Source organism: Pacificoceanicola niger (assembly GCF_048553275.1).
Classification (GTDB): domain Bacteria; phylum Pseudomonadota; class Alphaproteobacteria; order Rhodobacterales; family Rhodobacteraceae; genus Pacificoceanicola.
Window position 1 is genome coordinate 16,782 of record NZ_JBLZMW010000025.1, and the last position, 26,638, is coordinate 43,419.

Genomic DNA, 26,638 nt, shown 5'->3' on the forward strand with positions numbered 1-26,638 from the left:
TGACTTTCGGGATGAAAATCAGCTCAGCCACAGGCCGGGACCGCATTACCATCGAGAATCACGGGGCGCGGCGATGCATCTGACGTCGCTGTCACTGTCGCATTTTCGGTCGCACAAACGCGTGCGGCTGGAGATGGATGCCCGCCCGGTGGCGATCTATGGGCCCAATGGCGCGGGCAAGACCAATCTCATCGAGGCGGTGTCCCTGTTTTCGCCCGGGCGCGGCCTGCGCCGCGCATCTGCGGCAGAGATGGCCCGGCGGCCGGAAGCTCTGGGGTGGAAGATTTCTGGCAGCGTCGCGGGCGCCGAGGGCAGGCACGAGATCGCCTTTACCTCCGAAGGCGGAAACGCCCGGCAGGTGCAGATCGACGACAAGAATGCCTCTCAGGTGGCGCTCGGTCGGCTCTGCCGTGTGGTCTGGCTCATTCCGTCGATGGACCGGCTTTGGATCGAAGGGGCAGACGGGCGGCGGCGGTTTCTGGACCGGGCCGTGCTGTCGTTTTTTCCCGATCATGCGCAGGCCGTGCTCGACTATGAGAAGGCCATGCGCGAGCGCAACCGGCTGCTGAAGGAGCAGGTGCGCGATGCGCATTGGTATGGTGCTCTGGAGGCGCAGATGGCGCGCTCGGGCGCGGAGGTGTACGCGAACCGCGTTGCGACCGTATCCCGGCTTGCGCAGTCCCAAGCGGAGGCCGAGACGCAGTTTCCGGTGGCTGCACTGGAGCTGACACAGACCGAGGGAGCCATGCCCGAGACCGAGGTGGATCTGCGCGAGGCTCTGGCCGAGAGCCGCTTTCGCGATCTTGCAGCGGGCCGGACATTGGTGGGGCCACATCGAACCGATCTCTACGGGGTCTTCGCGGCAAAGGGTGTCCCAGCCTCTGATTGTTCGACGGGCGAGCAGAAGGCGCTGCTGATTTCCCTTATTCTGGCCAACGCCCGGGCGCTGGCTCAGGATCTCGGCGCACCGCCGATCGTGTTGCTGGACGAGATTGCCGCGCATCTGGATGCGGGGCGCCGTGCCGCGCTCTACGACGAGATTTGCGCCCTTGGCGCGCAAGCCTGGATGACAGGAACGGGCCCAGAACTCTTTGCCGAGCTTGGCGCGCGGGCGCAGCATCTGGCGGTGCACGAGGACGGTCCGGAGTCGCTTGTCACATCCGGGTCGAATCCCTACTAAATATTGTGTCTGTTGCGTGACATCACGCCGGGTTCAGGCTATAAATCCGGATAAAATAATGAAGGAAGACGGCATGTCTGACGCTGCTGGTGCCCCCGAAGAGTATGGCGCCAATTCCATTAAGGTTCTCAAGGGCTTGGAGGCGGTTCGCAAACGCCCCGGCATGTACATCGGTGACACCGATGACGGCTCTGGCCTGCACCACATGGTCTACGAAGTCGTCGACAACGGCATCGACGAGGCTTTGGCCAAGCATGCGGACTATGTGCATGTGAAAATCCACGCGGATTCCAGTGTCTCAGTGCGCGACAACGGCCGGGGTATTCCTGTCGATCTGCACGTCGAAGAGGGTGTGTCGGCGGCAGAGGTCATCATGACCCAGCTGCACGCAGGCGGCAAATTTGACAGCAATTCCTACAAGGTCTCCGGCGGTCTGCACGGTGTGGGTGTGTCGGTCGTCAACGCTCTGTCCGTCTGGCTTGAGCTCCGCATCTGGCGGAACGGCAAGGAGCACTATGCCAGGTTTGAGCATGGCGACACCGCGGAGCACCTGCGCGTGGTTGGCGATGCCGTGGGCGAAACTGGCACCGAGGTGCGCTTTCTCGCGTCCCTGGACACCTTCAGTAACCTTGATTACAGCTTCGAAACGCTTGAGAAGCGCCTGCGGGAGCTCGCATTCCTGAACTCCGGCGTGAAGATCATTCTCGAAGACGAACGCCCGGCGGAGCCGCTCAAAACCGAGTTGATCTACGAAGGCGGCGTTCGGGAATTCGTCAAATACCTCGATCGCTCCAAGCAGGCGGTGATGGACGAGCCGGTTTACATGATCGGTGAGCGGGACGACATCGGCGTGGAAATCGCCATGTGGTGGAATGACAGCTACCATGAGAACGTGCTGCCGTTTACCAACAACATCCCACAGCGCGACGGAGGCACGCACATGGCGGGCTTCCGTGGGGCGCTGACGCGAACCATTCAGAAATACGCTCAGGAGAGTGGGATCGCCAAGCGGGAGAAGGTGAGCTTCACCGGTGACGATGCCCGCGAAGGTCTGACCGCCGTGCTCTCCGTGAAGGTGCCAGATCCAAAATTCTCCAGCCAAACCAAGGACAAGCTGGTCTCTTCCGAGGTCCGGCCCGCGGTTGAAAGCCTGATGAACGAGAAGCTGCAGGAATGGTTCGAGGAGCACCCGAACCAGGCCAAGCAGATCGTCGGCAAGATCGTCGAGGCCGCCCTGGCACGAGAGGCGGCGCGCAAGGCACGGGAGTTGACGCGGCGCAAAACGGCGATGGATGTCAGCTTCAACGCAGCAAAACTCAAGGACTGCTCGGAGAAGGACGCTTCGAAGACGGAGCTGTTCCTGGTGGAGGGTGACTCCGCTGGTGGTTCTGCCCAGACCGGCCGTGATCGGCGGACCCAAGCGATCCTGCCGCTGCGTGGCAAGATCCTGAACGTCGAGCGCGCACGGTTTGACCGGATGCTCGGAAGTCAGGAAATTGGCAACCTTGTCATGGCCTTGGGCACCGGCATTGGCCGTGACGAGTTCAACATAGACAAGCTGCGCTACCACAAGATTGTCATCATGACGGACGCGGACGTCGATGGGGCGCACATCCGGACGTTGCTCTTGACGTTCTTCTATCGCCAGATGCCGGAGCTTTTGGAGAACGGGCATTTGTATATCGCGCAGCCGCCGCTCTACAAAGTCGCGCGGGGCAAGTCCGAGGTCTATCTGAAGGACCAGACCGCTTTGGATGACTACCTGATTCAGCAGGGCATCGAAGGGGCGCATCTGAAGCTTGGCACCGGTGAGGTGATCGCCGGGCAGGATCTTGTGCGCGTGGTTGAAGAGGCGCGGCAGCTTCGCCGAATTCTGGACGCCTTTCCAACGCATTACCCGCGTCACATTCTCGAACAGGCGGCCATTGCAGGGGCTTTCGTGCCCGGTGCGGTGGATGCGGATCTGCAGGGCGTTGCTGACAAAGTCGCGGCGCGGCTGGACCTCGTGGCGCTGGAATATGAACGGGGTTGGCAAGGACGGATCACCCAGGACAAGGGCGTCCGGCTGGCGCGTATCCTGCGCGGCGTCGAGGAGGTCCGGACAATGGATGGGCCGATGCTGCGTTCGGGCGAAGCCCGCAAGACCGGCACCTTCACCCAAGCCCTTCAGGCGATCTACAACACGCCGGCGACGCTGGAGCGCAAAGAGCGCCGCCAGCTCATCCATGGGCCTTTGGAGCTGTTGAAAGCGATCCTGGATGAAGGCGAAAAGGGTCTGGCTCTGCAACGATATAAGGGGCTGGGTGAAATGAACCCCGGTCAGCTTTGGGAAACAACGCTGGACCCGGACGCGCGCACCTTGTTGCGGGTGACTATCGACGACATGGCCGAGGCGGACGACCTGTTCACCAAGCTGATGGGCGACGTGGTGGAACCCCGCCGTGAATTCATCCAGGACAACGCCCTCAGCGTCGCAAACCTCGATTTCTAGAGCGTTGGAGGATTGCGCAAAGGTCTGCGTTTGCGCAAAGCGCCGCGCAGTTCGCGCATCGTTTTTTGCGTTTGGCGGTGTCGACAGAAGAAGCATATCGGGGCGCAGATTCTCTATTTGTTCATCTTGGCCCAAATATTGAGTGCACGGCCGGATTCGGAAAGTCCCGTTAAAAACTGCGGACTTTCGTCATGAATGATTGAGCGGCGGAGCATAGGGTCGAGGGCGAAATTGTTTGCTCGGCTTCCGAGAGGGTGCCGGAATCGCCCTCGCTGTCGGAATGTCACGAACGGCCCGGACCTGATGTTGGCCAATTGGCCTGACGCTGCGGCGCAGTTTTCGCCTTGCTGCAATGTAACCGCTGCGCAGCAATTTGACTGGCTGAAGTGCCGCAGTGCGGAACTAAGTGGAAATCGATGAACGCATCAAGAGGTTCGAAAATGCGATTTCGAACGTTCTTGATCGTGTTTTCGGGCTATTTGCCCGGCGCCATCCTTCATGTGCAAGACGTTGCAGCCACATGCGCAACTCAACCAACCATGCACAAAAGGACACCATTCATGTCGTTCCGCCACACTTTAGCTCTTCTTCTGACAGCTCCGACCTCGCTGCTCCTGACGCAGCTTGGAGCTATCGCACAAGATGCAGATCACAGAACTAACTGGCCGATAGGCGCTGCCGTTCAGACAGAAACAGGGGAGCAAATACCCGCCGGGGCCTACGGGGTTGCCTACATTGACGCCCCGCGCGTGGCAACGCTTCTGCAGTTGAGGGGGCTCAAGGGACGCGGTACCGTGATCCTGAAGAGCAAAGACAGCCACGATTGCCTGATTGTCCCAATCCGTTTTGTCGCAGGCGATTTTGGAGGCGAAGGCATCTCTACCAACGAATCCCATCCAATTCGCCTGATCCTCCGATCCCCGCGAGTCGCCAGCGCGCTGACAGCTGGCGATGACGTGGTCAGCGATATGTACCGCATCAGCGCGCAGCCGGATGATCCTGAGGCGGATATCATCATTCTGACAGGATTGAGTGAAAGTCACGGTTTCGTTCTCAATCCGGGAAGCTCCGTCGTAGCCGACATATTTGGTGCCTCGACAGGCCGGATCACCTGCTCTGAGGTTCGGGCTCAGTGGGCATGACCAGAAGATCACGGTTTCGGCGTTGCATGACCTCAGCTCTTGATCATCGACATGCTGCCTTCCGCCTGCATTGCCGAACCGCCCTTGGGCGGGAAAGGGATGATTGTTGGACGAAGTGAAAAGGACTTTCCATGCGCTCTCAATCTGCCCGCATCATTGTCCCATTTTTCGTTTGGTTGTTTCTTGGAAGTCTCGGATTGGTCGCACTTGCCCTAGGTCAGGACATCGACGCGCTGCGCGAGCTCGATGCATTCCCGGATGTGTCTGACCACGTCTTGCGGACGCTGATTGTGGTGCAGCCATTTATCCTTCTGGTCGCCGGGATTGGTGTGGGCGTGGCCCTCGGGGAACGTGTTGGACTTCGGTCATGGGTCACCGCGCGGTTGCGGGGTGACCTGCCGCCCTTGGTGGATGTGTCGGGGCTGGCCCTCGCAGCGGTTGTCGGCTTCGGCACAGGCGCGGTTGTCGTCGTGCTCGACAAAGTGTTTGCGCCCTGGCTCCGGCTCCCCTCGGTCGCGGGCCTTCCGGACATGAGCACGGCGATCATAGCGATCAGCTACGGTGGGATTACCGAGGAGCTCATGCTTCGATACGGCCTGATGACCTTCCTCGTCTGGATCGGCGCAAAAGTGTGGACGACGCGCCCGCCCGGGCTCTACTTCGGCGCCTTGCTCGTTTCGGCGGTCATTTTCGGAGCGTGTCATCTGCCAGCGATGGCGTCGCTCATCCCACTGACTCCGATTGTGATTTTGCGCACTGTCGGGCTTAATGCGTTGCTCGGGCTGGTTTTCGGCTGGCTTTTCTGGCGACGTGGTCTCGAACACGCAATGGTTGCCCATATTGCCACGCATGTTGCATTTTGGTCTATTTCCGCCGCGCTTTAGGCTTATCGCGCACCGGGCCAACATGGCGCTTTAACTGTGTCCGTCAGCTGGTGGTATTTTCGGTGCGAAACTGAGACGGAGTTTTCCCGGTCACTCGGCGGAATTCGGTATTGAAGCTCGATTTGCTGACAAAGCCCGCTTCAAACATCACCTCCGTGACGGACAACTCGGTCGTGCGCAGGGCCGACTGGGCGTGGAGTATGCGAAAGCCGTTGATGTATCGGGAAAAATTCTCTCCAGTCGTTCTGTTTATGGCGTTGGAGACATCCCGCACGGGGACGGACAAGCGCCGTGCGACCCGCGCAAGGGTCAGGTTGCTGTCTGTGTAAAGGTGCGTGTCGTTCATCAGCGCATCAAGCACGGCGCGCATCGCGCGATCGTTGTCGGTCGGCCCCTCAACCTTGGTTGCGTCGGCCTTTGTGACCTGAAGCAACATCGGCGCGCCGACAAGAGCGACCACAAATACGAATGCCGTCAAGAGACCTGACACCCCGGTCAGAAATGTCAGGATATACGCATCGCCTGCGAACAGGCTGGCGGCGACAATCGAAAGATCCGTGGCCACCATCATGCCAAGCAGTACAATCGTGGCCTTGATCGCGGAGCGCACGATTATCAAGGCATGCGGCGCGACATGGACGAAGTCATCTGTCTGGCGGCGCAGAAGACGGGCAATCAAAACGAGGTAGATGCTGTTGATCCCAAGGACAAAAACATCTGCCGAGACCGGGAGGTTTGCCAGTATCGCCAGTTGCGCAAGGACGACCGGCGCCGCGGTCAAAAGGAGTCGCCTACGCCAGTTCGACCCCAGGTCCTGCGTCAGAGCCGAGAAGCCGAGATAGGCCGACGGTGCGACCATCACGGCCACCACCGGCTGGAGCCAAGCGGCCCTGGGCATGTCAAAGGAAAGCCTGAGCCCGAGCAGCAGGCCGATGCTCCCCAAGGTCAGAAGAAAACCGCACAGAAAAAGGCGCGCTTGAAAGGGCATTCGGCTGTCCTTCGCCAATGCAAACGCTGCGATTGTCGTCAGAACGCTTACAAGCCAAACGAGGGGCAGAGTGATCATCGGTATTCCTTCCGGCCAGACAACGGCCTGATCGTCGCTATACCAGCGCTTGTTCGACCAATCATGTCGGGTCAACAACAGTTCATGCCTCTTTGCGGCGGGCGCCGTTGATGAGAGGCGCTGATGATCAGCGCCTCCCAAGTGATTATTTGGCAGCGGGCATCGCCATCTTGAGGGTTGCGTCGCCGCTGGCGTCGAACACACCTTCGCCGGTAACGACAAAGCCATATCGGACATAGAACGGCAGACCGATCTTGTTGTCTTTGAAGACCTCGACGGTCAGCGGGCCTTTGATGCCGACAATATGGTCCACCATTTGACGCCCCAGACCTTTGCCTTGTTCAGAGGGGTCGAGGAACAGGCCTCCAATTTCCGCGCCGATCATTGCGATAAAACCGACCGGTGCGCCCTCCTGTTCCAAAACCCATGTTTCGGCGTTTGGAAGATAGATGTCGGCCATATCGCGGCGCACCTGGTCCCTGACATCGTCCGACAGGAAGGGGTGCGCGTGTGGTTCTGCTTTGTCCCAGATTGCGATCAACGCATCGGTATCGTCGGGTTTGTATCTACGCATCATCTTCTTACTTCCTGTTCTTTCGCTGGATCGCGGTGATCATCTTATGGAGAGATTTGTCGGCTGTTTTGCGTTCGGCCAACGTGGACGCATTAAAGCGTTCCTCCGCCGCCAATTTGCTCCATCGCACAAGCCGGTCAGGATCAATCTCGCCACGTGCCAATGCACTTTGGATGGCGCAACCCGGTTCGCTGTCATGTCTGCAATCGCTGAAACGACAGTGGCCCGCCAAGGCAACGATTTCCGCGAATAGATCGGCAATGCCTGCCTCGACATCCGTCACTTGAAGCTCTCTCATGCCGGGCGTGTCCAGCACCGCGCAGCCACTGGCCGTGAAGTGCAATTGTCTCCGCGTTGTCGTGTGGCGCCCCTTGCTGTCATCTTCGCGAATGGCAGCCGTATCGGCCACACCCTCGCGAAAAAGAGCATTGACCAGTGTCGATTTCCCGACACCAGACGACCCCAGAAAGGCAATCGTTTGGCCGGGTTTGCACCATGGAGCCAATTTGGCAATTGGTTCTTCGCTCAAGGCATTCAGCCCTTCGACCAGAACACGGTTTGAAATGGCGCTTGCCGCTTTAACGTAGGCTTCTGGATCATTGCAACGATCCGCCTTCGTCAAAAGGATCATCGGCGTCACCTCCGCCTCGAACGCCAGCGCGACATATCGTTCGAGCCGCGCGATGTTGAAGTCCTTGTTGCAGGACGACACGATAAAGACGGTATCCACGTTGGCAGCAATCAGTTGCCGTTTGCGGTCTGTGCCCGGCGCGCGACGCTCAAAGACGCTCCTGCGTTCCAAGACCTTACTATTGGACGGTTTTTGCCGATCATAGAGCAGCCAGTCACCGACAGTCGCATCCGGACCCGGCGGGATGAGCGTATCAAGACTCTCGCCCAGCACGTGCAAGCCGGTTCTGTGGACTTCAACCACACGAACGGGCGGTGCGTCAGCGGCCGCGTCAACATCGGTTTGTTGGCTGAAGAAGGGTTTCCAGCCCAAGCTATTCAAAGGTGAAGGTTCGCGTTTTGGTAACTTGCTCGAACCCGAAGGCGCCAAGAATTTGGAATAATCCCGTGTCATTTTAGGGAACTTTCATGTTCGGAGAACGGGCCAAGCCCGCTCCGCAATGTAGATTTTGACCAGATCAAGCAAAACTGTTCGCCACAGCGGTCAAGCGGCAGCGTCGGTTCTGTTTTGCTTTGCATCGGGAGGGCGCTTTGCCTCCCCGCATTATCAGGTCATAAAATCTCCATGAATGTGGGACCTGCGTAAATCAGTGTGGTAATTTTGGCAAGACTTTCGGTAGTGCGGATGGGTGAAAGCGGTCGAGCGAGATCTGTGAATCATCAAGCAACAAAGGTTCCAAATCGTCATGCAGGGGTGCAACGAGGGAAAGGGAATTGGCCGGTCGCAGCCCCTATCCGAACGGCCCACAGCGGGCATCCGATCTAAACAGACTCAACGACTGGTTCAGCCCGTATTCGGGCATTCGCTCGGATACTGCGCGTGTCTTGCCAGCGACCTCTCTTTTGTCACGTGCCGTCTCATTCGGACCGCCGGATCGCTCATACCTTCCCTTTCCACATTGCTGCGTCGGTGTGTTCCTGAGCGAGGTCTTCGAGGATCGGACAGTCGGGGCGGTGGTCGCCTGCACAGGCGTGGACGAGCTTGTCCAGTGTGGCGCGCATGGATTGTAGCTGGGCGATCTTGTCGTCGATCTGGCGAAGGTGATCCTCGGCGATCTGCTTGACCTGCGCGCTTTCGCGGCCCTCATCCTCGTAGAGCGCGACCAGCGTCCGGCAGTCCTCGATGGTAAAGCCAAGCGCGCGGGCGCGGCCGAGAAAGGCCAGCTTGTGCAGGTCGCTCTCGCGGAAACTACGATAGCCGTTTTCGCTGCGTTGCGGTCGGATCAGGCCGATATCCTCATAGTAGCGGATGGTCTTGGCGGGCAGGCCCGAGCGGCGGGCGACGTCTCCGATGTTCATCTTTCCCTCCTTCATTCTGCCGGGGCGGCGATGGCGGCGCGCGGGGCGGTTTGGACCGCCCCTGTCTCATCCATCGCCGGGGCGACGCGGCGCAGGCGCAGCGCGTTGGTCAGGACAAAGACGGATGACAGCGCCATCGCCCCCGCCGCCAGCATCGGCGACAGCAGCACGCCGAAGGCCGGATACAGCACGCCCGCCGCGACGGGGATCAGCGCGGTGTTGTAGCCGAAGGCCCAGAACAGGTTCTGACGGATGTTGCGCATGGTACGGCGCGAGACCTCAAAAGCGTTGACCACGCCGCGCAGGTCGCCCGACATCAGCACCACGTCGGCGGATTCAATGGCGACGTCGGTGCCGGTGCCGATGGCGATGCCGACATCCGCATGGGCCAGCGCGGGCGCGTCGTTGATGCCGTCCCCGACAAAGGCGATGCGGCGGCCTTGGCGCAGCTCATTCAGCGCGGCCACCTTGCCGTCGGGCAGGACACCGGCGATGACGTGGTCGATGCCGGTCTCGCGGGCGATGGCAAGGGCTGTCTCGCGCTTGTCGCCGGTGATCATGGCGACGGTCAGGCCCTTGGCGTGCAGTGCGGCGATGGCTGCGCGGCTGGCGGGTTTGACGGGGTCGGCGACACCGATCACCGCAGCCAGACGCCCGTCGATGGCGGCATAGAGCGCGGTGCGCCCGCGCGTCGCCAGATCGGTCTCGCGTTCGGCCAATGCCGAGATGTCGACCCCCTCGCGCGTCATGAAGCGGTCGGCCCCCACCTGCACCTGCACCCCGTCCACCATGGCGCGCACGCCATGCCCGGTGATCGAGGCAAAGTCGCTGGCCTCGGCGCGCGGGGCGCCTTCGGCACGGGCAGCGCGGACGATGGCCTCGGCAATCGGATGCTCGGAGCGGTCCTCGACCGCCGCGATTTTCGACAGCACGTCGGCGCGGTCAAAGCCGTCGGCCAGCACCAAATCGGTCAGCTCGGGGCGGCCCTCGGTCACGGTGCCGGTCTTGTCCAGCGCGACCACCTGCACATCGTCCAGCTGTTGCAGCGCGTCGCCCTTGCGGAACAGCACGCCCATTTCTGCGGCGCGGCCCGTGCCGACCATGATCGAGGTGGGCGTAGCAAGGCCCATCGCGCAGGGGCAGGCGATGATCAGCACGGATACCCCGGCGACCAAGGCCAGCGTCAGCGCAGGGGACGGGCCAAGAACCAGCCAGATCAGCACGGTCAGCACGGCGGCGGACATGACAGCGGGTACGAACCATAGGGTGATCCGGTCGACCAGCCCTTGAATGGGCAGTTTGGTCCCCTGCGCCTCTTCGACCATGCGGATGATCTGGCTCAGGGTCGTGTCTGCGCCAACGCGTGTGGCGCGGAAGTGCAAGCTGCCCGCGCCGTTCACGGTGCCGCCGGTGACGACATCGCCGGGGGATTTCTCGGCCGGGACAGGCTCGCCCGTCAACATGCTTTCGTCGACACGGCTGCTGCCCTCGACGATTTCGCCATCCACGGCAATGCGCTCGCCGGGACGGATGACGATGATGTCGCCCTGCTCCAGATCGTCGACCGAGACCTCGACGCTGTCGCCGCCCTTCAGAACCCGGGCGGTGCGGACCTGAAGGCCCAGCAGTTTCTGGATCGCAGCCCCGGTGCGCCCCTTGGCGCGCGCCTCCAGGAACCGACCCAGCAGGATCAGCACGACGATGACGGCGGCCGCCTCGAAGTAGACGGCGCGGACGGCGTCGGGCAGAAGCCCCGGCAGGAAGGTCGCGACAACGGAATACAGATACGCGGCACCCGTGCCCACGGCGACGAGGCTGTTCATATCGGGCGCGCCTTTCAGCAGTGCCGGGATGCCCTTGGCATAGAACATCCGCCCCGGCCCGATCAGCACCAGCGTGGTCAGGATGAATTGCAGAATCCAACTGGTCTGCTGACCGATGGTGGCGTTGATCCAGTGGTGGAACGGCGGAAAGACATGCCCGCCCATCTCGACGATGAAGACCGGAACGGCCAGCGCGGCGGCATAGGCCATGCGGCGCGACAGGTCGCGCGCCTCTTCGGCCTTGCGCGCGGTGCGATCCTCTCCGCCTGACGTCTCAGACGCCGTGGCCGGATATCCGATGGCCTTGCTGGCGGCCATCAACTGGGCAGGCGTCACGGCACCCTGCACATAGTGCACCGTCGCGGTTTCCGAGGCCAGGTTGACGTTCACGTCCAACACGCCGGGCACCGCCTCCAGCGCCTTGTCGACGCGACCCACGCAAGAGGCGCAGGACATCGACTCGACGTTCAGCGTGACGCTGGCGGTGCGCGCCGGGTAGCCGAGTTTGTCCAGCGTCGCGATGGCTTCGGCTAGGCGGTCGGGGCTGTCGACGGTCAGGCGCGCGGATTCAGAGGCCAGATTGACAGACACGTCTTGCACACCCTCCAGCGCCGTCAGGCCACGGTCGACGCGGCCGACACAGGACGCGCAGGACATGCCCTCGATGGACAGGGTGACTGGGGTTTGCTCGGGCATGGCGGCCTCCGTGATTCTTTGCGGCTGACCCCGATATAGGGGTTCCAGTCACGGGAAGGTCAAGGGTGAGGCAAAATTTTCCCCGCGCGGCGCTTCGCCCTTGACCTTCCCCCCACTGGAAGGCCCATCTGCCCATCGAAACCGAAACGAAAGAGGGTTCGACATGGAATTCAACGTCCCCGACATGAGCTGTGGGCACTGCACCGCCGCCATCGAGAAATCCGTCAAGGCCGCCGATCCCGCGGCCTCTGTCGCCTGCGACCTGACCGACCGGCGGGTCAAGATCGACAGCGCGCTGTCGCCCGATCAACTGGCCGCCGCGATCAAGGATGCGGGCTACGACGCGGCGCCCGTCGCCGCCTGAGTCATGCCCCGGCGCGCGTGCTCAGTGCGGCGCGCGCCCACGGGCGATGGCCAGATGATGCGCCGGGTGATGGTTCCCCGTGGCCATCAAGCCGAAAAAGCCCAAACCCCGCACCTGCGCCGTCGCCATGTCCGATGTCACGGTCCATTCGATCGTGGTCTCGTGAACCTCGACATCGCTGTGCCAGCCGGTTTCCGCCGTCAGAACGGGCGCATGGGCGGGCACCATGCGCCATGCGGCCTCCGCCCCGGGGCTGTCGCGATGGACCGTCATCTTCAACCCGCCGGGCACGGGGGCTTCGTTCACCTCGACGAGCAAAGCCAGCTGGTCCATATCCTGAAGGTGACGGCGCAGCGCAGCGATATCCACCGTGTCCCAATCGGTCTCGGGATCGGCGGCCAGCCGCGCCACGATCTCGGCCAGCGCGGCAAAGGCGGCTTGTCCGCCCTCGGTCGCGGTGTCCTCGTGGAGTCCGGGCATGTGGCCGGCATGGGCATGGCCGTCCATCTGGGCGCTTGCGGCGACGGGCAGCAGCGCGAGGACAAGGGCAAGTCGTTTCATGGGCGTGTCTCCGGTTGCCTGATGCGGTCAGGCTACCGGCCGCATCCTGAAACCGTTATGATTGCGATCATGAGCGACGATCCTTTTGACCACATTCCCGCGACCGCCCTCCGCCCGTTTGCCGTTGACGCCGGTCAAGCTCTGTTTCGACGCGAGGACATACCTACGGCATTGTTTCGCGTAGATGCCGGGCGCGTCGCCCTGCACCGCGTGACCGAGGACGGCCAGCGGGTGACCATCGCGCAGATCGGTCCAGGCGAAACGCTGGCCGAGGCCAGCCTGTTCGCCGACGCCTATCACTGCGATGCCATCGCCGTGACCGAGACGCGCGGGGTTGCCGTGGACCGGGCCGTGTTGAGGCAGCACCTGCGCAGCGATCCCGACTTTGCCGAGTCACTGGTGCGGAGACTGGCGCTGCAAGTCCGCAACGAACGCCAAAGGGCCGAGATCATGTCGATCCGGTCGGCCCGCGACCGGACCTTTGCCGCGCTGGCCTGCTTTGGCCAGTCTGGCACGATCACCGCCTTTGCCGCCAGTATCGGCCTGTCGCAAGAGGCGTGCTCGCGCGCGCTGGCGGACCTGGTGGCCGAGGGGCGCGTGATGCGGCTGGGACGCGGGCGCTATGCCTGCCGCAGCGTGCCGCCACGCTGATACGGTCGGCCTGCGACGGAGCATGTGGCAACGCCGCATCTGCGCGCCCCTTTGCCCGAATGGCACGGATTTGGACGCATTTCGGAACCCTCCAGCGCTGGAAGGGCGTTCCATCCGCATTCGACACAAGCGGGAGAGGATTGATGATATATTCCAGATTTTTCCTGATGATCGGCACGTCGACGCTGGTGATGTTCTTGCTGATGTACCTCAACACCTACCTTTTGGGGCACGTCTTCTTTTCCGAAACGCGGGCCTGGATGGCGGTGTTGATGGGGGCGACGATGGCCTTTGTCATGCTGTCCTTTATGCTGTCGATGTACACGAACAAGGCGCTGAACGCGGGCATCTTCGTGGGCTCCGTCGTGGTCTTTGCCGCCAGCCTCTGGCTGGTGCGCAGCCAGGTCACGGTGCAGGACCGGTCCTTCATGCGGGCGATGATCCCGCACCATTCGATCGCCATCATGACCTCGTCCCGGGCCGAGATCACCGATCCGCGCGTGGCCAAACTGGCCGAGGCCATCGTCTACGCGCAGGACAAGGAGATCGCCGAGATGCGCTACCTGATCGCGGATATCACCGCCAACGGCGAGGCGGCGCCAGAGGGTGACACTCCCGAAGCGCAGGTCCAGAGCGCCGCCGAGGCGCTGCAAACCGAGGTCATAGCCACCGTCGATCCCGAATTCCTGACCGAAGCCGAGATCGCCAGGGTGCTGCCCGAGGGCGCAACCTGCCGCTTCACCTACACCGCCTCCAGCCCCGCCGTTCTGGCCGTTGGCCCCGAGGCTGCGGTGATGAAAATCAGCGGCGATCTCGTGCGGCTCGACACGGCTGGCAGCGAGGGTGCCCCGCAATTCACCGACGGCCCGTTGAGCGCCGAACTGCGCGAGGCGGATGAGCTGACCGATATGATCGTCACCGCCGAGCAGGGCTATTCCACCGGTTTCCGTGGCCAATACACCTGTGAAGGAGGTGCGTGATGCCCCGCGACACCCAAACCGCCACGCTCTACCGGATGGTCATGCCCGACCACCTCTGCCCCTTTGGTCTGAAGTCGAAGGACCTGCTCGAGCGCAACGGCTATACGGTCGATGACCACCATCTGGAAACCCGCGAGGAAACCGACGCTTTCATGGAAAAGCACGGGGTCGAGACGACGCCGCAGACCTTCATCGATGGCGAACGGATCGGCGGGTACGACGACCTGCGCGTGTTCTTTGATCTGGACCCGCCGAAAGAGGAGCAGAGCGAGACCAGCTACCAGCCGGTGATTGCGATTTTTTCCATCGCGGCGCTGCTGGCGTTGGGGCTGTCCTGGCACCAATACGGTACCGTCGTGACGCTGCGCGCGCTGGAATGGTTCATCTCGCTGTCGATGACGATCCTTGCGATCCAGAAGTTGCAGGACGTCGAAAGCTTTTCCACCATGTTCCTGAACTACGACCTGCTCGCCCGCCGCTGGGTGCCCTATGGCAAGCTCTACCCGTTCGGCGAGGCACTGGCGGGCATTCTGATGACCGCCGGAGCCCTGACATGGTTGTCCGCCCCGGTGGCGTTGTTCATCGGCACGGTGGGCGCCGTAAGCGTGTTCAAGGCGGTCTATATCGACAGGCGCGAGCTGAAATGCGCCTGCGTCGGTGGATCGTCGAACGTGCCTTTGGGGTTCGTCTCGTTGACGGAAAACCTTATGATGATCGTCATGGGCCTGTGGATGGGTGCGCGTGCATTGGTCGGCTGACCTGTCGGATCCGTGAGGATGTGGGGCTTGACCCGCGCTCGCAATTTGCCGCACTCTCTGCCGCAGTCCACAGTGGAGAGCCCGTGCGCCTGATCCTCGTTCTTGTCCTGACCGGCCTGCTGGCCTTGCTGATCCTTCCCGGAGCAGCGATGGCGCATAGCGTGTCGGATGGGGTGGTGTCGGATCATATGACAGGCTGCCCCGATTGCCCCGAGCTGGCCGGTGGCCCGAGCATCGACCATGACTGCCCGCATGTCACAAGCTGCGGTGCGATGGTGATGGTCAGCCCGGCGATTTTGCCTGCAACGACTGCACCGCAGAGTCGGCAACATGATCGCGCCGGGGCAAACCTGCTGAACGGCATCCCCCCTCGGATCGACCTGCCGCCGCCGCGCCTGTCCGCCTGACCCTTGCCTCATCGGCGGCTCGCCCGCCATCAGTCAGGATCAGCGCAGCCCGCAGGGACGCGCGACACAGGACCATATCATGAAGACCAAACTGATCGCCGGGGGCGCAGCCCTCATCTTGGCCGCAGGCGTGTTTACTCTGACGCGCGAGACCGCGCCCGAAGAGGCCGCCGAGGCCGCGCCCGCCCAAGGTGCCCCCATCGTCGAAGTCACCCTTCCCGACACGCTCAGCGCCGAGGCGGAACTCGGCAAGCGCGCCTTCGATGCGGTCTGCGCCACCTGCCATGGCGAGAACGCGTCCGGCAAGACCGGGTTCGGCCCGCCGCTCGTGCATGTGATCTACGAGCCGTCTCATCACGGCGACATGGCGTTCCAACTGGCGGTGCAGAATGGCGTCCGCGCGCATCACTGGAAATTCGGCGACATGCCCGCTCAGGATGGGCTGACCAAAGCCGATGTTACCGGGATCGTGACCTATGTGCGCGCGCTTCAGCGCGCCAATGGCATCAACTGAGGAGATGCGCATGGAATTCAACCGCAGGGCCTTTTGCGCCGGGATGGCCGGTGTCGCCGGGATGGCGCTGGCCCGCCCCGCCTTGGCCGCCCCCGATGTACTGACCGCGCGCATGGCCAGCGTGCAGCTTGCGCCCGAAGGCTATCCTGCCACGCAGGTCTGGTCCTATGACGGCACCATTCCCGGCCCGTTGATCCGCGTGCCGCAGGGCGGACGCGTGACCCGGCAACTGGTGAACGACCTGGACGTGCCGACCTCGATCCATTGGCATGGCATCCGCATCGACAATGCGATGGACGGGGTGGCGGGCCTGACGCAGGACCCCGCCGCGCCGGGCGCGACCTTTGACTATGACTTTGCCGTGCCGGATGCAGGAACCTATTGGTATCACGCGCATAAGAACTCGATGGAGCAGGTCGCGCGCGGCCTGTCCGGCGTGCTGATCGTGGATGAGGCCACCCCGCCGGACGTGGACCGTGACGAGGTGTTGATGCTGGACGACTGGCTGCTCGACCCCGAAACCGGCCTGTTCGCCGAACCCTTTGCCCACCCGATGATGATGAGCCACGGCGGGCGGACCGGCAACCTGATCGGCGTGAACGGGCAATACGCCTATGCGATGCAGGCCGAGACGGGCGAACGCCTGCGCCTGCGGCTGATCAACGCCGCCAATGCCCGAATCTTCGGCCTGAAGCTGGAGGGCGTGATCGGCTGGACCGTCGCGCTCGATGGAATGCCGCTGGAGATGCCCGAGGAGGTGAGCGGCGAGATCGTTCTTGCCCCGGCGCAGCGCGTCGACCTGATCGTGGATGTGACCGCCAGCGACGGCCCCGCCGGGCTGTTGATGTCTCTGGACGGGGACAGCTGGGAGGCGCTGGTCGAAATCGGCGTCACAGGCGCGCGCCCCCGGCGCAACGCCGCCCCCGCACCGCTGCCCGCCAACCCGAACACCGCCCTGCCGGACCTGTCGAATGCGCGCCGCTTTGACATGGTGATGGAGGGCGGCGCGATGGCAGGCATGGAGGGCGCCACCTACCAAGGCGAGCAACTGGATTTCCGCGCGCTGATCGAAAAGGGCCAGTTCTGGGCGCTGTCCGGTCAGGCGGGCCTGTCCGACACGCCCTTTGCGTCCCTGAAACGCGGAGAGGTGGCCCGGGTGACGCTGACCAACCGCACGGCGTTTCCGCATGCCATGCACCTGCACGGCATGCATTTCCGCGAGGTCCGCGCCGATGGCACCATGGGCCCGCTGCGCGACACCATCCTGTCCGTCCCGGATGCGCCGCTCGACATTGCCTTTACCGCCGACAATCCCGGGAAATGGCTGATGCATTGCCACATGCTGGCCCATGCCGCATCCGGCATGAATACGTGGATCGAGGTTGCATGACTCTCATCAAAACCAAGGACATAGGGACTATGAAAAAGACAGTATTCGCCGTGGCGCTGGTTGCGCTCGGAACCGCCGCGCTGGCGCATGGCGGCGTCAAGAACAAGGATGTCATGGCACGGATGGAGGTCATGAAGACGATTGGCGACCAGATGAAGGTCATCGGGTCGATGGCCAAGGGCGAAGCGGCGTTTGACGCCTCGACAGCTAATGAGGCCCTGACCGAGATCGCCGCGCAGTCCGCGCAGATCGGCTCGCTGTTCGAGACCCGCGCCGACGATCCCAAATCCGAGGCGCAGCCCGCGATCTGGCAGGATTGGGAGGACTTCGCGCAACTCGCTTCGGCCACCGAAACCACCGCCGAGGGGTTGATCGGAACGGTTTCGGCGCAAGCCGATCTTGGCCCCGCGCTGGGGCAATTGGGCGGGGCCTGCAAGGCCTGCCATTCGAAATACCGCAAGTGACACGACCGCGCCCCGTTCAACGCGGGGCGCGTATCGGAAAGGGCTCAGCCCGCCAGCAGTTTTTTCCGCGCGGCGTAATCCTCGGCATCGATGTCGCCCCGGGCGAGGCGCATGTCGAGTTCGGCCATGGCATCACCGGATTTCTGCGCCGGACTCGTATCGGAGCGCCGGACAAACCAGATCACTCCGGCCACAACGAGGCCCAGAACGATCAGCCACAGGATTGGACCGAACATCATGCTCATCCCGTATCCGTAGCCATCCATCATGTAGCCATAGCCGTCACCCCGGTCGGCCAGCGCCGGGCCTGCCACCAGAACCATCGCAAGAACAAGGTGTTTCATCGGGACCTCCTGTCGGTTTCCACGTGTCCGATCCTGCACCCGGCGCCAATGCGCGGCCTTGATCCTGCGCAAGGAAACGGCCCCGAAGGGCCGCCCCATGATCACATCACGATCACTCTGCCGTGATCTCGGTCACGGTCAGCTTGCCGTTCACGCGGTCGGCGACAAAGACGACCTTCGCGCCTTCGGCAAGGCCTTCCATCATGCCGTCTTCATAGGCGAAGACCATCTTCATCGCGGGCATGTCGAGATTTTCCAACGGGCCGTGGTCGATGGTGACCTTCTTCCACTTGGTGTCGATCTTGGTGATGGTGCCCTGGCTCATCGGCATGGCGTCCTGAGCCAGTGCGGCGGTTGCGGTCATCAGGCCAAGGGCGAGGACGGTGATCAGGTTTTTCATGGCGCGTTTTCCTTTGCTGCGTCAGTGGTCGTGATTGAGGTGGGATTTCGGGGGGACCTGCGTGGAGGGCCCGTCGGCGCGGGCGAACTCGGGCAGCTCGCCCGTCCATTCCCAGGCCTGCGTTCCGGGCGGATTCACGTACCAGCCGGGGTCGGAATAGTCGCCGGGGGCAATCCCTTCGCGGACCTTCACGACACTGAACATGCCACCCATCTCCAGCGGGCCATAAGGCCCCCAGCCGGTCATCATCGGGATGGTGTTGTCGGGCAGCTCCATCGACATCTCACCCATATCCGCCATGCCCGCCGTGCCCATCGGCATGTACCCGGGCTGCTGCTGGCGGATCATCTGGGTCAGGCGGCGCTTGTCCGTGCCGATGAAGGTCGGCAGGTCGTGGCCCATCGCGTTCATCGTGTGGTGCGACTTGTGGCAATGAATCGCCCAGTCGCCTTCGTGCACGGCGTCGAATTCATAGGCGCGCATGGCGCCCACGGGAATGTCGATGCTGACCTCGGGCCAGCGGGCGCTTTTGGGCACCCAGCCCCCATCGGTGCATGTGACCTCGAAATCATAGCCGTGCATGTGGATCGGGTGGTTGGTCATCGTCAGGTTGCCACAGCGCACCCGCACCCGGTCGCCCTTGTTGACGACCAACGGGTCGATGTCGGGAAAAATCCGGCTGTTCCACGTCCACATGTTGAAGTTCGTCATCTCGGCGACCTTCGGGATGTAGGTGCCGGGATCGATGTCATAAGCCGCCAGCAGAAAGGCAAAGTCCCGGTCGACGGGCATGAAGGCCGGATCGCGCGGATGCACGATGAACAGGCCCATCATGCCCATCGCCATCTGCACCATTTCATCCGCATGGGGGTGGTACATGAAGGTGCCGGACTTGGTCAGGTCGAACTCGTAGACGAAGGTCTTGCCGGGCGGGATCGCAGGGTGGCTCAGCCCGCCCACGCCGTCCATCCCCGAGGGCAGGATCAGCCCGTGCCAATGCACCGATGTGTGCTCGGGCAGGCGATTGGTGACGTAGATGCGTACGCGCTCGCCCTCCACCGCCTCGATAGTGGGGCCGGTCGACTGGCCGTTATAGCCCCAAAGCCGCGCCATCATGCCATCGGCCATGATCCGTTCGACGGGTTCTGCAACAAGGTGGAATTCCTTGACGCCCGCGTTCATCCGCCACGGCAGAGACCAGCCGTTCAGCGTGACGACGGGGTTGTACTCCAGCCCGGTCATTGGGCGGTCTGGCACCTGCGTATAGGGGCTGTCGGTAAAGGCAGCCTCGGGCAGGTTGCGAAAGCGGGTTTCAGCGGCGGCAGCCGAGGCCAGAACAGCCCCCGCGCCACCGGTCAGCAATTGACGGCGGTTCATTCTTCCCCTCCCGGGATCGGTCCCCAGATGACGGTTTTCAGATCGGATTCGGCGCGCCAGTAGGCGGCCTTCGCCTTGGCGGTTTCCAGTTGGGCCTCCAGCCCGTCGCGGGCGTCCTCGATCAGCTCGAAGGTCGAGGTCAGCATCCCGTTGTAGGATTTCAGCGCCTCGCGGTCGATTTCCCGGCGCAGCGGCAGCACCTCGTCGCGCCAGTGGCGGGCGATGTTGTAAGTGCCGGTGACGGCCGCATGGGCCGAGCGCGCCTCGGACCGTGCATTGACCGCCTGCTGGGCCAGCGCATGGGCGGCGCGGCTGTATTCCAAGGCCCCCCGGCGCGACGTCAGCGGCCCGGCGTCGTAAAGCGGGATATCCAACCCAACCGCCAGCACCGGCGAGACTTCTGTTTCGCGACTGTCGCTGCGTTCGATCTCCACCCCGGCAGTGACATCCGCCGACGACAACCGACGTGTCTGCGTGTCCAGCCGGTATTGTTGCGCGATGGCCTCAAGCTCCAGCTTGGCGATGGCCAGATCGGTGCGGTGTTCCAGCGCCAACCGTTCCGCGTCGCTGCGTCCGGGTTTGCGACCGGGCAGCGACGGCAGGCGGTCAGGCACGTAGTAGTCGATGCCGGTGCCATAGAGTCCCATCAGCCGCGTCAGCTGTTCCTTGGCCAGTTGCGCCTCCAGCCGCGCTTCGGTGCGCTCGGCCGCCAGTTCGGCGGTAAAGACATGCTCGCGCGCCTGATCCGCCCGGTTCATCGCGCCGGTGCGCCCCAGTTCGGCAGCCAGTTCCGACGCCGCCTCGGCGGTGCCCTGCGCTCGCCCGATCAGGGCCGATGCCTCGAAGGCGGCGACCGCGTCGATCCAGGCGCGGCGCGTCTCGGCGGCCAGCGCGACGGTTTCGGCCAGGGCCACCATCTGCGCCTGCCGAAAACGCGTCTCGGCCAATTTGGTGCGCGGTTTCTGCGTGGCAAGGTCAAGGATCGCCCCAGTCACCACCGCCTCGAGCGACCGGGCCAACCCGGCCTCACCGATGCCGCTGATCCCGATTTCGAGGCTGGGGCGCGGGCCAAGCGCGACGTCCCACAGGTCCGCCGCAGACAGGCCCAGCTCGGCATAGGCGGCCTGAAGCCCGCGATTGTTCATCAAGGCAACCTGTATGGCGGTCTCCGCGCCAATGGTCTTGCCCGCGACCAGCGCCTTGGCACGGGCTTCGTTCGCGGCGACCTCGGCCGAGGTCTGCGCCCAGGCCGCGTTGGCCCCGGTGGACCGTTTCGCGCCGTCCGCGACAAACCCAAAGCCCGCACGCGGATCCGATGCCCTCTCGATCACGCTTTGATCGGCACAGGCCGCCAACAGCGCCAGAGAGGCCATGCCCAGCAAGCGCGCACTCATGTGCTACCGCCTGGCGCTTGCGCGTCGTTCAGCTGCCGCCAGTCCAGCGGTTCGCTGATGGGAAGCGCTGTATATGAGACGGTTGGTCCAGGCGGCGCAGCGACCACCAGATGAGGATCGGCGGCACGAATAAACGCGCTCGCCTCGGGCAACGCAAGCGGCTCAGTGCAGCCCGCAAGCGCCAGCGGCACGAGGGCCGCGAAACGATATTTCATGGAATGGCTCCGAAGGGATCACTGGCAAGGGCGCGAAATGCGCCCGCGATGCACGATGATCAGACCCTCGGGGGTCGTTTCAGGCCAAAAGGTCCCGACTGGTCGATCAGGGAGGTGCTGTCCCAAGGATGCGGCAGACAGGTTTCAAGAAACGCGGTCGGCCGCTCGCCCATGTCGAAGGGATAATCGACGGAGCAGACCACGTCACAGCAGACAGCCTGCTCGTCCGATGTGCTGACATGCTCGGACATACCGTGATCAGTCTGGAGCGTGTGTCCCTCCGGTGGATGTTCATGCTCGGCGACGATCTCGCTGATGCCACATCCCGCATGCCCAAATGCTGCTTGAGCCACGACCGGATAGATCATGACTGCAAGGCCCGTCAGAGCGACAAGCATGGCAAGGGCGAACCGCTTTATCATTGTTGGATCGTTGACCGAAGCCGCGAAGCAGGGCAACTCACGAATGCGTCATGAAGATGCGGGATAAGATCGCTTGCGAGACATGCCGACACCAGTGTCGCGCGGACGTTCCATAAAATGACCATTCAAGCCGGCTCACAGCAACGGATCGCGGAGTGCCGTGAGCCAGCGCCATGTGCTGTTCGACGCATTGACGAGCACTCCGCGAACCGCCCGATTGCACGGCCGCATCATCTCTTTGCCGTTCTGCGGATCAGGAGCCGCGCCCAAGCAGAGCGCAGCATTTCGCATTGCAGACCTTTACGAGTTTCGCAGCAAAGGACCGTTCTCCGCCCTGACTGTCGGGAGGGTGGCAGCAACGGGCATCAGCTGGCGTCTTTGAACTCGGCGTATTCGCCGCGGACCCGAACAGTCACCGTCACATCCGAGCTGTCGCGGTTGCGCCAGAACCAGCCGTGCTCTCCATCGAAACCGGCGAGGATCGCGCCTTCGGACCCGGTAGAGCCACGGCCTTTTTCGTAAGTCACGGACTGGTCGCCGCCATGGCCGTGCAGGTCGAAGTTCACCCGCCCTCCTTCCACAGTCATGCGATATTGTGCGGTCTGGCCTTCGGTCATGACCAGCTTCCATTCGGCGGACTCGCCGGGTTCGAGCGTGAAGCTGACCTCGTCGCGCCAGACGATGGCCTCCTGTGCGTGTGCGCCACCAACGAACAAGCCGAAGATGTCGTTCAGCAAGCTGGACTGATCGCCTTCGGCCTCCATCATTTGCCGGTCCATCTCGGCCTCCTCGGCAAGCTGGGTCTTGATCTCGCCCATCTCGGCCAGACCGATCGCACGGCCGACGCCCGTCGGGTCGATGCCATATTCCGCGGGCAGGACGACGGTGACGAGGATCGCCGCTGCAGAGACCGCCGCGATGGCGGTGGATTTCAGAAGCTGCGCCGAGCTGGGAAGCTCTTCGAGCGAGGGGCGGTTGGAATTGAACATGTTATGTCTCCTTGTCAGAGTTTCAGGCGACGAAAAATCCGGTGATCTGGTAGCCCGTGAGGATGAACCCGATGGACATCATCACCACGTTGGCGGTGTAGGCCTGGCGCGGGAACGCGGGGCTGCGGCGCCAGTAGCCCATGACGATAAGGATGACGGCAAGCGCCATGATCTGACCGAGCTCGACGCCGACATTGAAAGCCAGCAGGTTGGGCAAGAGTCCGTCCGAGGCGATGTCGTAGTCGAGGATCTTGGTGGCGAGGCCCGTGCCGTGGAAGAAGCCAAAGATCAGCGTCGCGGCTTTGGTGTTGGGCTGGAACCCGAACCAGCGCTGGTAGGCGCCGAGGTTGTCGAGCGCCTTGTAGACGACCGACAGGCCGATGATGGCATCGACGACATAGGCGTTCACGCCCCAACCGAACCAGACGCCGAGCAGCATCGTGGTCGAGTGGCCGAGAGCGAAGAGGCTCACGTAGATGGCGACGTCCTTCATCTTGTAGAGGAAGAAGACGACGCCGAGCAGGAACAGGATGTGGTCGTATCCGGTCACCATGTGCTTGGCGCCGAGATACATGAAGGGGATGATATTCACCCCCCAGATTTCCTGGATGTAGCCGGCGTCACCCTCGGTGACGTTATGGGCGGCAGCGGCAGTTGCATAAAGCAACGTGGCCGCAAGGGCCATCAGGATGGCGGGGGCGCGGGATGTGCGCCAAGACCGGCCATCCGCGAAAGCGGAGTGCATGTCTCTCTCCTTGGAATGTCCTTGAATGCGTGATGTCTGGCCCGAGACGGGCAAGGCTCATACACGCGGAGGACGGTCCAGCCGAAAGACCGGCGGTGACCAATGGGCGAGCGCATGGCCATGCCATGTCGTGTCCGTCTCGACGGGCACGGTGCTGCGCCGGGCCTGCATCAGAACGACCTGTCCGTGGTCGTGATCTGCGACGTCATGGCTATGACCATGCATCGCCCAAAGCAGATCTTCTTCCAGGCCGTGCGAATGACCGTGCTCGACGATCACCTCGGCATGTTCCTGCAAGGTTTCAATGACTTTCGGCACATGAGAGGCGTTCGGCGAAACGGTCCAAAGCACCAGTGCAAAGCAGGTCAGAAGGGCAAACAGCCGTGCTCCGATCCCTGCAGATTTGTGCTGGCACCTCATTTGCTGCACGCCCGTGAACCTCCTGATGCCTCTTGCATGGCATCTTGTGCTATCCCCTCGGGGAGGATACCCAACGTGTATGACGGAACCGCATCGCCACGCAAGTCACCCCAAGGTCGTATCCCGGCTGAAACGCGCCGAGGGGCATCTTCGCGCCGTCGTCTCCATGATCGAAGAGGGTCGCCCCTGCGTTGACGTGGCGCAGCAATTGCAGGCGGTCGAAAGCGCGATCCGCAATGCCAAGCAGGCCCTGATCCATGATCATATGGATCATTGCCTGGATGGCGACCACGACCGAGACGAGTTGAAGGCGATCTCCCGTTACCTCTGAGGGTACCATGTTCGACATCCTGAGTGACCGCACCTATCGCCACTTGTTCCTTGCGCAGGTGGTGGCGTTGCTGGGTACAGGGTTGGCGACCGTGGCGCTGGGGCTCCTGGCCTACGATCTGGCAGGCGACGGGGCGGCGATGGTGCTGGGCACCGTCTTTACGATCAAGATGGTCGCCTATGTCGGCATCGCGCCGGTCGCCGGGGCCTTTGCCGACCGCGTGGATCGGCGCAGGCTGTTGGTTGCGCTGGATCTGGTGCGGGGCGCCGCGGCGTTGTGCCTGCCCTTCGTCACCGAGGTCTGGCAGGTTTATGTCCTGATCTTCCTGCTTCAATCGGCTTCGGCCGGGTTTACGCCCACCTTTCAGGCAACGATCCCGGATGTTCTGCCGGAAGAGGCACGCTATACACGCGCGCTGTCGCTGTCGCGGCTCGCCTATGATCTGGAAAATATCGTTTCGCCGACGCTGGCGGCGCTTCTGCTGGCGGTGATGAGCTACAACACGCTGTTCCTTGGCACCGTGGCCGGGTTCGCCGCCTCGGCGTTGCTGGTGGTGTCGGTCCTGTTGCCCAGCCCCAAGGTGTCAGAGCCGCGCGGCATCTACGATCGCACCACGCGCGGCATTCGCATTTACCTTGCGACGCCACGCCTGCGTGGCTTGCTGGGCCTGAACCTGGCCGTGTCCAGTGCCGGAGCGATGGTTTTGGTCAACTCGGTCGTGCTGGTGCGCGGGCAACTGGGGCTGGACGCCAGCGCGCTGGCCTGGACGATGTTCGCATTTGGCTTTGGCAGCATGGCGGCGGCGCTGGTCTTGCCGCGCCTTCTGGATCGAGCCCCGGACAGGCTGGTGATGTTGGCCGGGGCTTGGACGATGGTGGCGACGCTGGCCGGCCTCGCAGCGACGATCCTGTCAATCAACCTGAGTTGGCCCTTGTTGCTGGTGGGGTGGCTGGTGGTAGGGCTTGGTTATTCGGCGGTGCTGACGCCGTCGGGTCGATTGCTCCGCCGCTCGGCGCACCCCGAGGACCGGCCTGCGCTGTTCGCCGCGCAATTCGCTCTGTCTCATGCCTGCTGGTTGCTGACCTATCCGCTGTCCGGCTGGCTGATGACTGCCTTCGGGACAGTCCCCGCGCTGCTGGCTTTGGCGGCACTGGCTTCGCTCGGCACCCTCGCTGCTCTGCGCCTTTGGCCTGCGGGTGATCCGGAGGCGGTCGAGCACACCCATGACAACCTGCCCCTGAACCACCCCCACCTGCAAGGCCACCGCCAACACACTCACCCGCTGGTCATCGACGACGCCCATCCTCGCTGGGGCTCGCAGTTCTGATTTAGTGCGGTTTGATCCAGCGCAAGGAGCGACTCTTTTGAATATTATTTATTGAATGTGTTTGCATTGAAGAGACCCACATGCCCCACCCGAAAGGCTATTCGAAAGCGCAGATCGCCCTGCACTGGGTCATCGCGGTCTTGGTCGCCGCGCAATACCTAATCCATGACAGCATCGTCGCCGCTTGGGCGGGGATCCGCAAGGCCGATGAATTTCTCTTCGAGCCGCTGATCTTTGCCCACGTCGCAGGCGGCCTCCTTGTTCTTGCGCTGGTGGCTTTGGCGTCTGACCCTGCGTCTACGCTACGGAGCGCCATCTCACCCAGAAAACGAGCCCGGCTCGCTGAAAACCCTGTCGCACATGGCCCATTGGAGTTTTTACGGACTGCTGGCAGCCATGTCCGTGTCCGGAGGCGTGGCTTGGTTCGCCAATGTCGGCACCGCAGCGGAAGCGCACAACCTCCTGAAGATCGCTCTTCTGGCACTCATCATGCTTCACATCCTCGCCGTCCCCTTCCACCGTATCGTGCTGAAAAACAACGTCATGCTGCGGATAGTACGCGCAGGCTGAAATCGTAAGGCGGGTGATCATGGGACTTAGTGTGCAGATCGCCCCAGTACCGATGCCGAAATTCGTGCTTTGCCGCCGTTCGAGATCGTTGCGGCGAGTGACCGCGTCCCGCCGACTGCATGGAAAAACACCCGTTCGCTGGCGCAGAATATCGACGGCTGAACGTGGCG

At 62.8% G+C, this 26,638-nt stretch carries 30 protein-coding genes; 15 read left to right on the forward strand and 15 right to left on the reverse strand.

Annotation, left to right across the window (positions count from 1 at the left end; genetic code table 11):
- Nucleotides 1-73 precede the first annotated feature (73 nt).
- The 4 genes from recF to ACN2XU_RS22105 all read left to right on the forward strand — a co-directional run bounded on the left by recF (nt 74) and on the right by ACN2XU_RS22105 (nt 5,697).
- Nucleotides 74-1,180, forward strand: coding sequence for a DNA replication/repair protein RecF (recF, locus tag ACN2XU_RS22090; protein ID WP_419412519.1), 1,107 nt, complete (start codon nt 74-76; stop codon nt 1,178-1,180).
- A gap of 73 nt (nt 1,181-1,253) precedes the next feature.
- The gene (gyrB, locus tag ACN2XU_RS22095; protein ID WP_419412520.1) at nt 1,254-3,671 is read left to right on the forward strand and encodes a DNA topoisomerase (ATP-hydrolyzing) subunit B; all 2,418 of its coding nucleotides are present in this window, start codon (nt 1,254-1,256) and stop codon (nt 3,669-3,671) included.
- Between the two features lie 440 nt (nt 3,672-4,111).
- Nucleotides 4,112-4,813 carry a hypothetical protein gene (locus ACN2XU_RS22100; RefSeq protein WP_419412521.1) on the forward strand — a complete coding sequence of 234 codons (702 nt, stop codon included), beginning with the start codon at nt 4,112-4,114 and terminating at the stop codon, nt 4,811-4,813.
- A 131-nt stretch (nt 4,814-4,944) separates the two neighbouring features.
- Nucleotides 4,945-5,697 (forward strand): CPBP family intramembrane glutamic endopeptidase, encoded by a 753-nt coding sequence (locus ACN2XU_RS22105; protein ID WP_419412522.1) that lies wholly within the window; start codon nt 4,945-4,947, stop codon nt 5,695-5,697.
- A 43-nt stretch (nt 5,698-5,740) separates the two neighbouring features.
- Here ACN2XU_RS22105 and ACN2XU_RS22110 read toward each other — a convergent pair whose 3' ends face one another.
- From ACN2XU_RS22110 to ACN2XU_RS22130, 5 genes are all read right to left on the reverse strand, one after another.
- Nucleotides 5,741-6,703, reverse strand: coding sequence for a helix-turn-helix domain-containing protein (locus tag ACN2XU_RS22110; RefSeq protein WP_419412523.1), 963 nt, complete (start codon nt 6,701-6,703; stop codon nt 5,741-5,743).
- A 205-nt stretch (nt 6,704-6,908) separates the two neighbouring features.
- Nucleotides 6,909-7,340, reverse strand: coding sequence for a GNAT family N-acetyltransferase (locus tag ACN2XU_RS22115; protein WP_419412524.1), 432 nt, complete (start codon nt 7,338-7,340; stop codon nt 6,909-6,911).
- 4 nt (nt 7,341-7,344) lie between these two features.
- The gene (rsgA, locus tag ACN2XU_RS22120; RefSeq protein ID WP_419412525.1) at nt 7,345-8,421 is read right to left on the reverse strand and encodes a ribosome small subunit-dependent GTPase A; all 1,077 of its coding nucleotides are present in this window, start codon (nt 8,419-8,421) and stop codon (nt 7,345-7,347) included.
- 485 nt (nt 8,422-8,906) lie between these two features.
- Nucleotides 8,907-9,326 (reverse strand): Cu(I)-responsive transcriptional regulator, encoded by a 420-nt coding sequence (gene cueR / locus ACN2XU_RS22125; protein WP_419412526.1) that lies wholly within the window; start codon nt 9,324-9,326, stop codon nt 8,907-8,909.
- Nucleotides 9,327-9,337: 11 nt separating this feature from the next.
- Nucleotides 9,338-11,845, reverse strand: coding sequence for a heavy metal translocating P-type ATPase (locus tag ACN2XU_RS22130; protein WP_419412527.1), 2,508 nt, complete (start codon nt 11,843-11,845; stop codon nt 9,338-9,340).
- A 163-nt stretch (nt 11,846-12,008) separates the two neighbouring features.
- Between ACN2XU_RS22130 and ACN2XU_RS22135 the strand changes: the two genes are divergently transcribed.
- Nucleotides 12,009-12,209 (forward strand): heavy-metal-associated domain-containing protein, encoded by a 201-nt coding sequence (locus ACN2XU_RS22135; RefSeq protein WP_419412528.1) that lies wholly within the window; start codon nt 12,009-12,011, stop codon nt 12,207-12,209.
- Between the two features lie 21 nt (nt 12,210-12,230).
- On the opposite strand, the gene ACN2XU_RS22140 is transcribed toward ACN2XU_RS22135, so the two are convergent.
- On the reverse strand, nt 12,231-12,770 hold the full coding sequence (locus ACN2XU_RS22140; protein ID WP_419412529.1) for a hypothetical protein: 540 nt from the start codon (nt 12,768-12,770) through the stop codon (nt 12,231-12,233).
- Nucleotides 12,771-12,839: 69 nt separating this feature from the next.
- On the opposite strand from ACN2XU_RS22140, the gene ACN2XU_RS22145 reads away from it, so the two are divergent.
- The 7 genes from ACN2XU_RS22145 to ACN2XU_RS22175 all read left to right on the forward strand — a co-directional run bounded on the left by ACN2XU_RS22145 (nt 12,840) and on the right by ACN2XU_RS22175 (nt 17,934).
- Complete coding sequence (locus ACN2XU_RS22145; RefSeq protein WP_419412530.1) at nt 12,840-13,421, forward strand: Crp/Fnr family transcriptional regulator; 582 nt, start codon at nt 12,840-12,842, stop codon at nt 13,419-13,421.
- A 143-nt stretch (nt 13,422-13,564) separates the two neighbouring features.
- Nucleotides 13,565-14,401 carry a DUF305 domain-containing protein gene (locus ACN2XU_RS22150; RefSeq protein WP_419412531.1) on the forward strand — a complete coding sequence of 279 codons (837 nt, stop codon included), beginning with the start codon at nt 13,565-13,567 and terminating at the stop codon, nt 14,399-14,401.
- The gene (locus tag ACN2XU_RS22155) at nt 14,401-15,159 is read left to right on the forward strand and encodes a MauE/DoxX family redox-associated membrane protein (RefSeq protein ID WP_419412532.1); all 759 of its coding nucleotides are present in this window, start codon (nt 14,401-14,403) and stop codon (nt 15,157-15,159) included. Before ACN2XU_RS22150 ends, ACN2XU_RS22155 begins: the two co-directional genes overlap by 1 nt.
- An 83-nt stretch (nt 15,160-15,242) precedes the next feature.
- Nucleotides 15,243-15,566, forward strand: a complete 324-nt coding sequence (locus ACN2XU_RS22160; RefSeq protein ID WP_419412533.1) for a hypothetical protein — start codon at nt 15,243-15,245, stop codon at nt 15,564-15,566.
- 79 nt (nt 15,567-15,645) lie between these two features.
- A complete protein-coding gene (locus ACN2XU_RS22165) occupies nt 15,646-16,080 on the forward strand; it encodes a c-type cytochrome (protein WP_419412534.1) in 435 nt (144 codons plus the stop codon).
- Nucleotides 16,081-16,090: 10 nt separating this feature from the next.
- Nucleotides 16,091-17,470 (forward strand): multicopper oxidase family protein, encoded by a 1,380-nt coding sequence (locus ACN2XU_RS22170; protein WP_419412535.1) that lies wholly within the window; start codon nt 16,091-16,093, stop codon nt 17,468-17,470.
- A gap of 29 nt (nt 17,471-17,499) precedes the next feature.
- Nucleotides 17,500-17,934: a c-type cytochrome gene (locus ACN2XU_RS22175; RefSeq protein ID WP_419412536.1), complete on the forward strand. Its 435-nt coding sequence runs from the start codon at nt 17,500-17,502 to the stop codon at nt 17,932-17,934.
- Nucleotides 17,935-17,978: 44 nt separating this feature from the next.
- Here ACN2XU_RS22175 and ACN2XU_RS22180 read toward each other — a convergent pair whose 3' ends face one another.
- From ACN2XU_RS22180 to ACN2XU_RS22220, 9 genes are all read right to left on the reverse strand, one after another.
- Nucleotides 17,979-18,278: an SHOCT domain-containing protein gene (locus ACN2XU_RS22180; protein ID WP_419412537.1), complete on the reverse strand. Its 300-nt coding sequence runs from the start codon at nt 18,276-18,278 to the stop codon at nt 17,979-17,981.
- A gap of 112 nt (nt 18,279-18,390) precedes the next feature.
- A complete protein-coding gene (locus ACN2XU_RS22185) occupies nt 18,391-18,678 on the reverse strand; it encodes a copper-binding protein (RefSeq protein ID WP_419412538.1) in 288 nt (95 codons plus the stop codon).
- Between the two features lie 21 nt (nt 18,679-18,699).
- Entirely contained in the window at nt 18,700-20,055 is a 1,356-nt protein-coding gene (locus tag ACN2XU_RS22190; protein ID WP_419412539.1) for a multicopper oxidase family protein, read from the reverse strand.
- Nucleotides 20,052-21,449, reverse strand: coding sequence for a TolC family protein (locus ACN2XU_RS22195; RefSeq protein ID WP_419412540.1), 1,398 nt, complete (start codon nt 21,447-21,449; stop codon nt 20,052-20,054). Before ACN2XU_RS22195 ends, ACN2XU_RS22190 begins: the two co-directional genes overlap by 4 nt.
- On the reverse strand, nt 21,446-21,664 hold the full coding sequence (locus tag ACN2XU_RS22200; RefSeq protein ID WP_419412541.1) for a hypothetical protein: 219 nt from the start codon (nt 21,662-21,664) through the stop codon (nt 21,446-21,448). Before ACN2XU_RS22200 ends, ACN2XU_RS22195 begins: the two co-directional genes overlap by 4 nt.
- Nucleotides 21,665-21,723: 59 nt before the next feature.
- Nucleotides 21,724-22,086 (reverse strand): hypothetical protein, encoded by a 363-nt coding sequence (locus tag ACN2XU_RS22205; protein WP_419412542.1) that lies wholly within the window; start codon nt 22,084-22,086, stop codon nt 21,724-21,726.
- A 365-nt stretch (nt 22,087-22,451) separates the two neighbouring features.
- Nucleotides 22,452-23,075: a transmembrane anchor protein gene (locus ACN2XU_RS22210; protein ID WP_419412543.1), complete on the reverse strand. Its 624-nt coding sequence runs from the start codon at nt 23,073-23,075 to the stop codon at nt 22,452-22,454.
- A 22-nt stretch (nt 23,076-23,097) separates the two neighbouring features.
- Nucleotides 23,098-23,820 (reverse strand): HupE/UreJ family protein, encoded by a 723-nt coding sequence (locus tag ACN2XU_RS22215; RefSeq protein WP_419412544.1) that lies wholly within the window; start codon nt 23,818-23,820, stop codon nt 23,098-23,100.
- A 57-nt stretch (nt 23,821-23,877) separates the two neighbouring features.
- Nucleotides 23,878-24,240, reverse strand: coding sequence for a hypothetical protein (locus ACN2XU_RS22220; RefSeq protein ID WP_419412550.1), 363 nt, complete (start codon nt 24,238-24,240; stop codon nt 23,878-23,880).
- A gap of 79 nt (nt 24,241-24,319) precedes the next feature.
- On the opposite strand from ACN2XU_RS22220, the gene ACN2XU_RS22225 reads away from it, so the two are divergent.
- From ACN2XU_RS22225 to ACN2XU_RS22235, 3 genes are all read left to right on the forward strand, one after another.
- Nucleotides 24,320-24,571, forward strand: coding sequence for a metal-sensing transcriptional repressor (locus ACN2XU_RS22225; protein ID WP_419412545.1), 252 nt, complete (start codon nt 24,320-24,322; stop codon nt 24,569-24,571).
- Nucleotides 24,572-24,578: 7 nt separating this feature from the next.
- Nucleotides 24,579-25,898 (forward strand): MFS transporter, encoded by a 1,320-nt coding sequence (locus ACN2XU_RS22230; protein WP_419412546.1) that lies wholly within the window; start codon nt 24,579-24,581, stop codon nt 25,896-25,898.
- Nucleotides 25,899-26,156: 258 nt separating this feature from the next.
- Nucleotides 26,157-26,468, forward strand: coding sequence for a cytochrome b/b6 domain-containing protein (locus ACN2XU_RS22235; protein ID WP_419412547.1), 312 nt, complete (start codon nt 26,157-26,159; stop codon nt 26,466-26,468).
- Nucleotides 26,469-26,638: the final 170 nt, after the last annotated feature.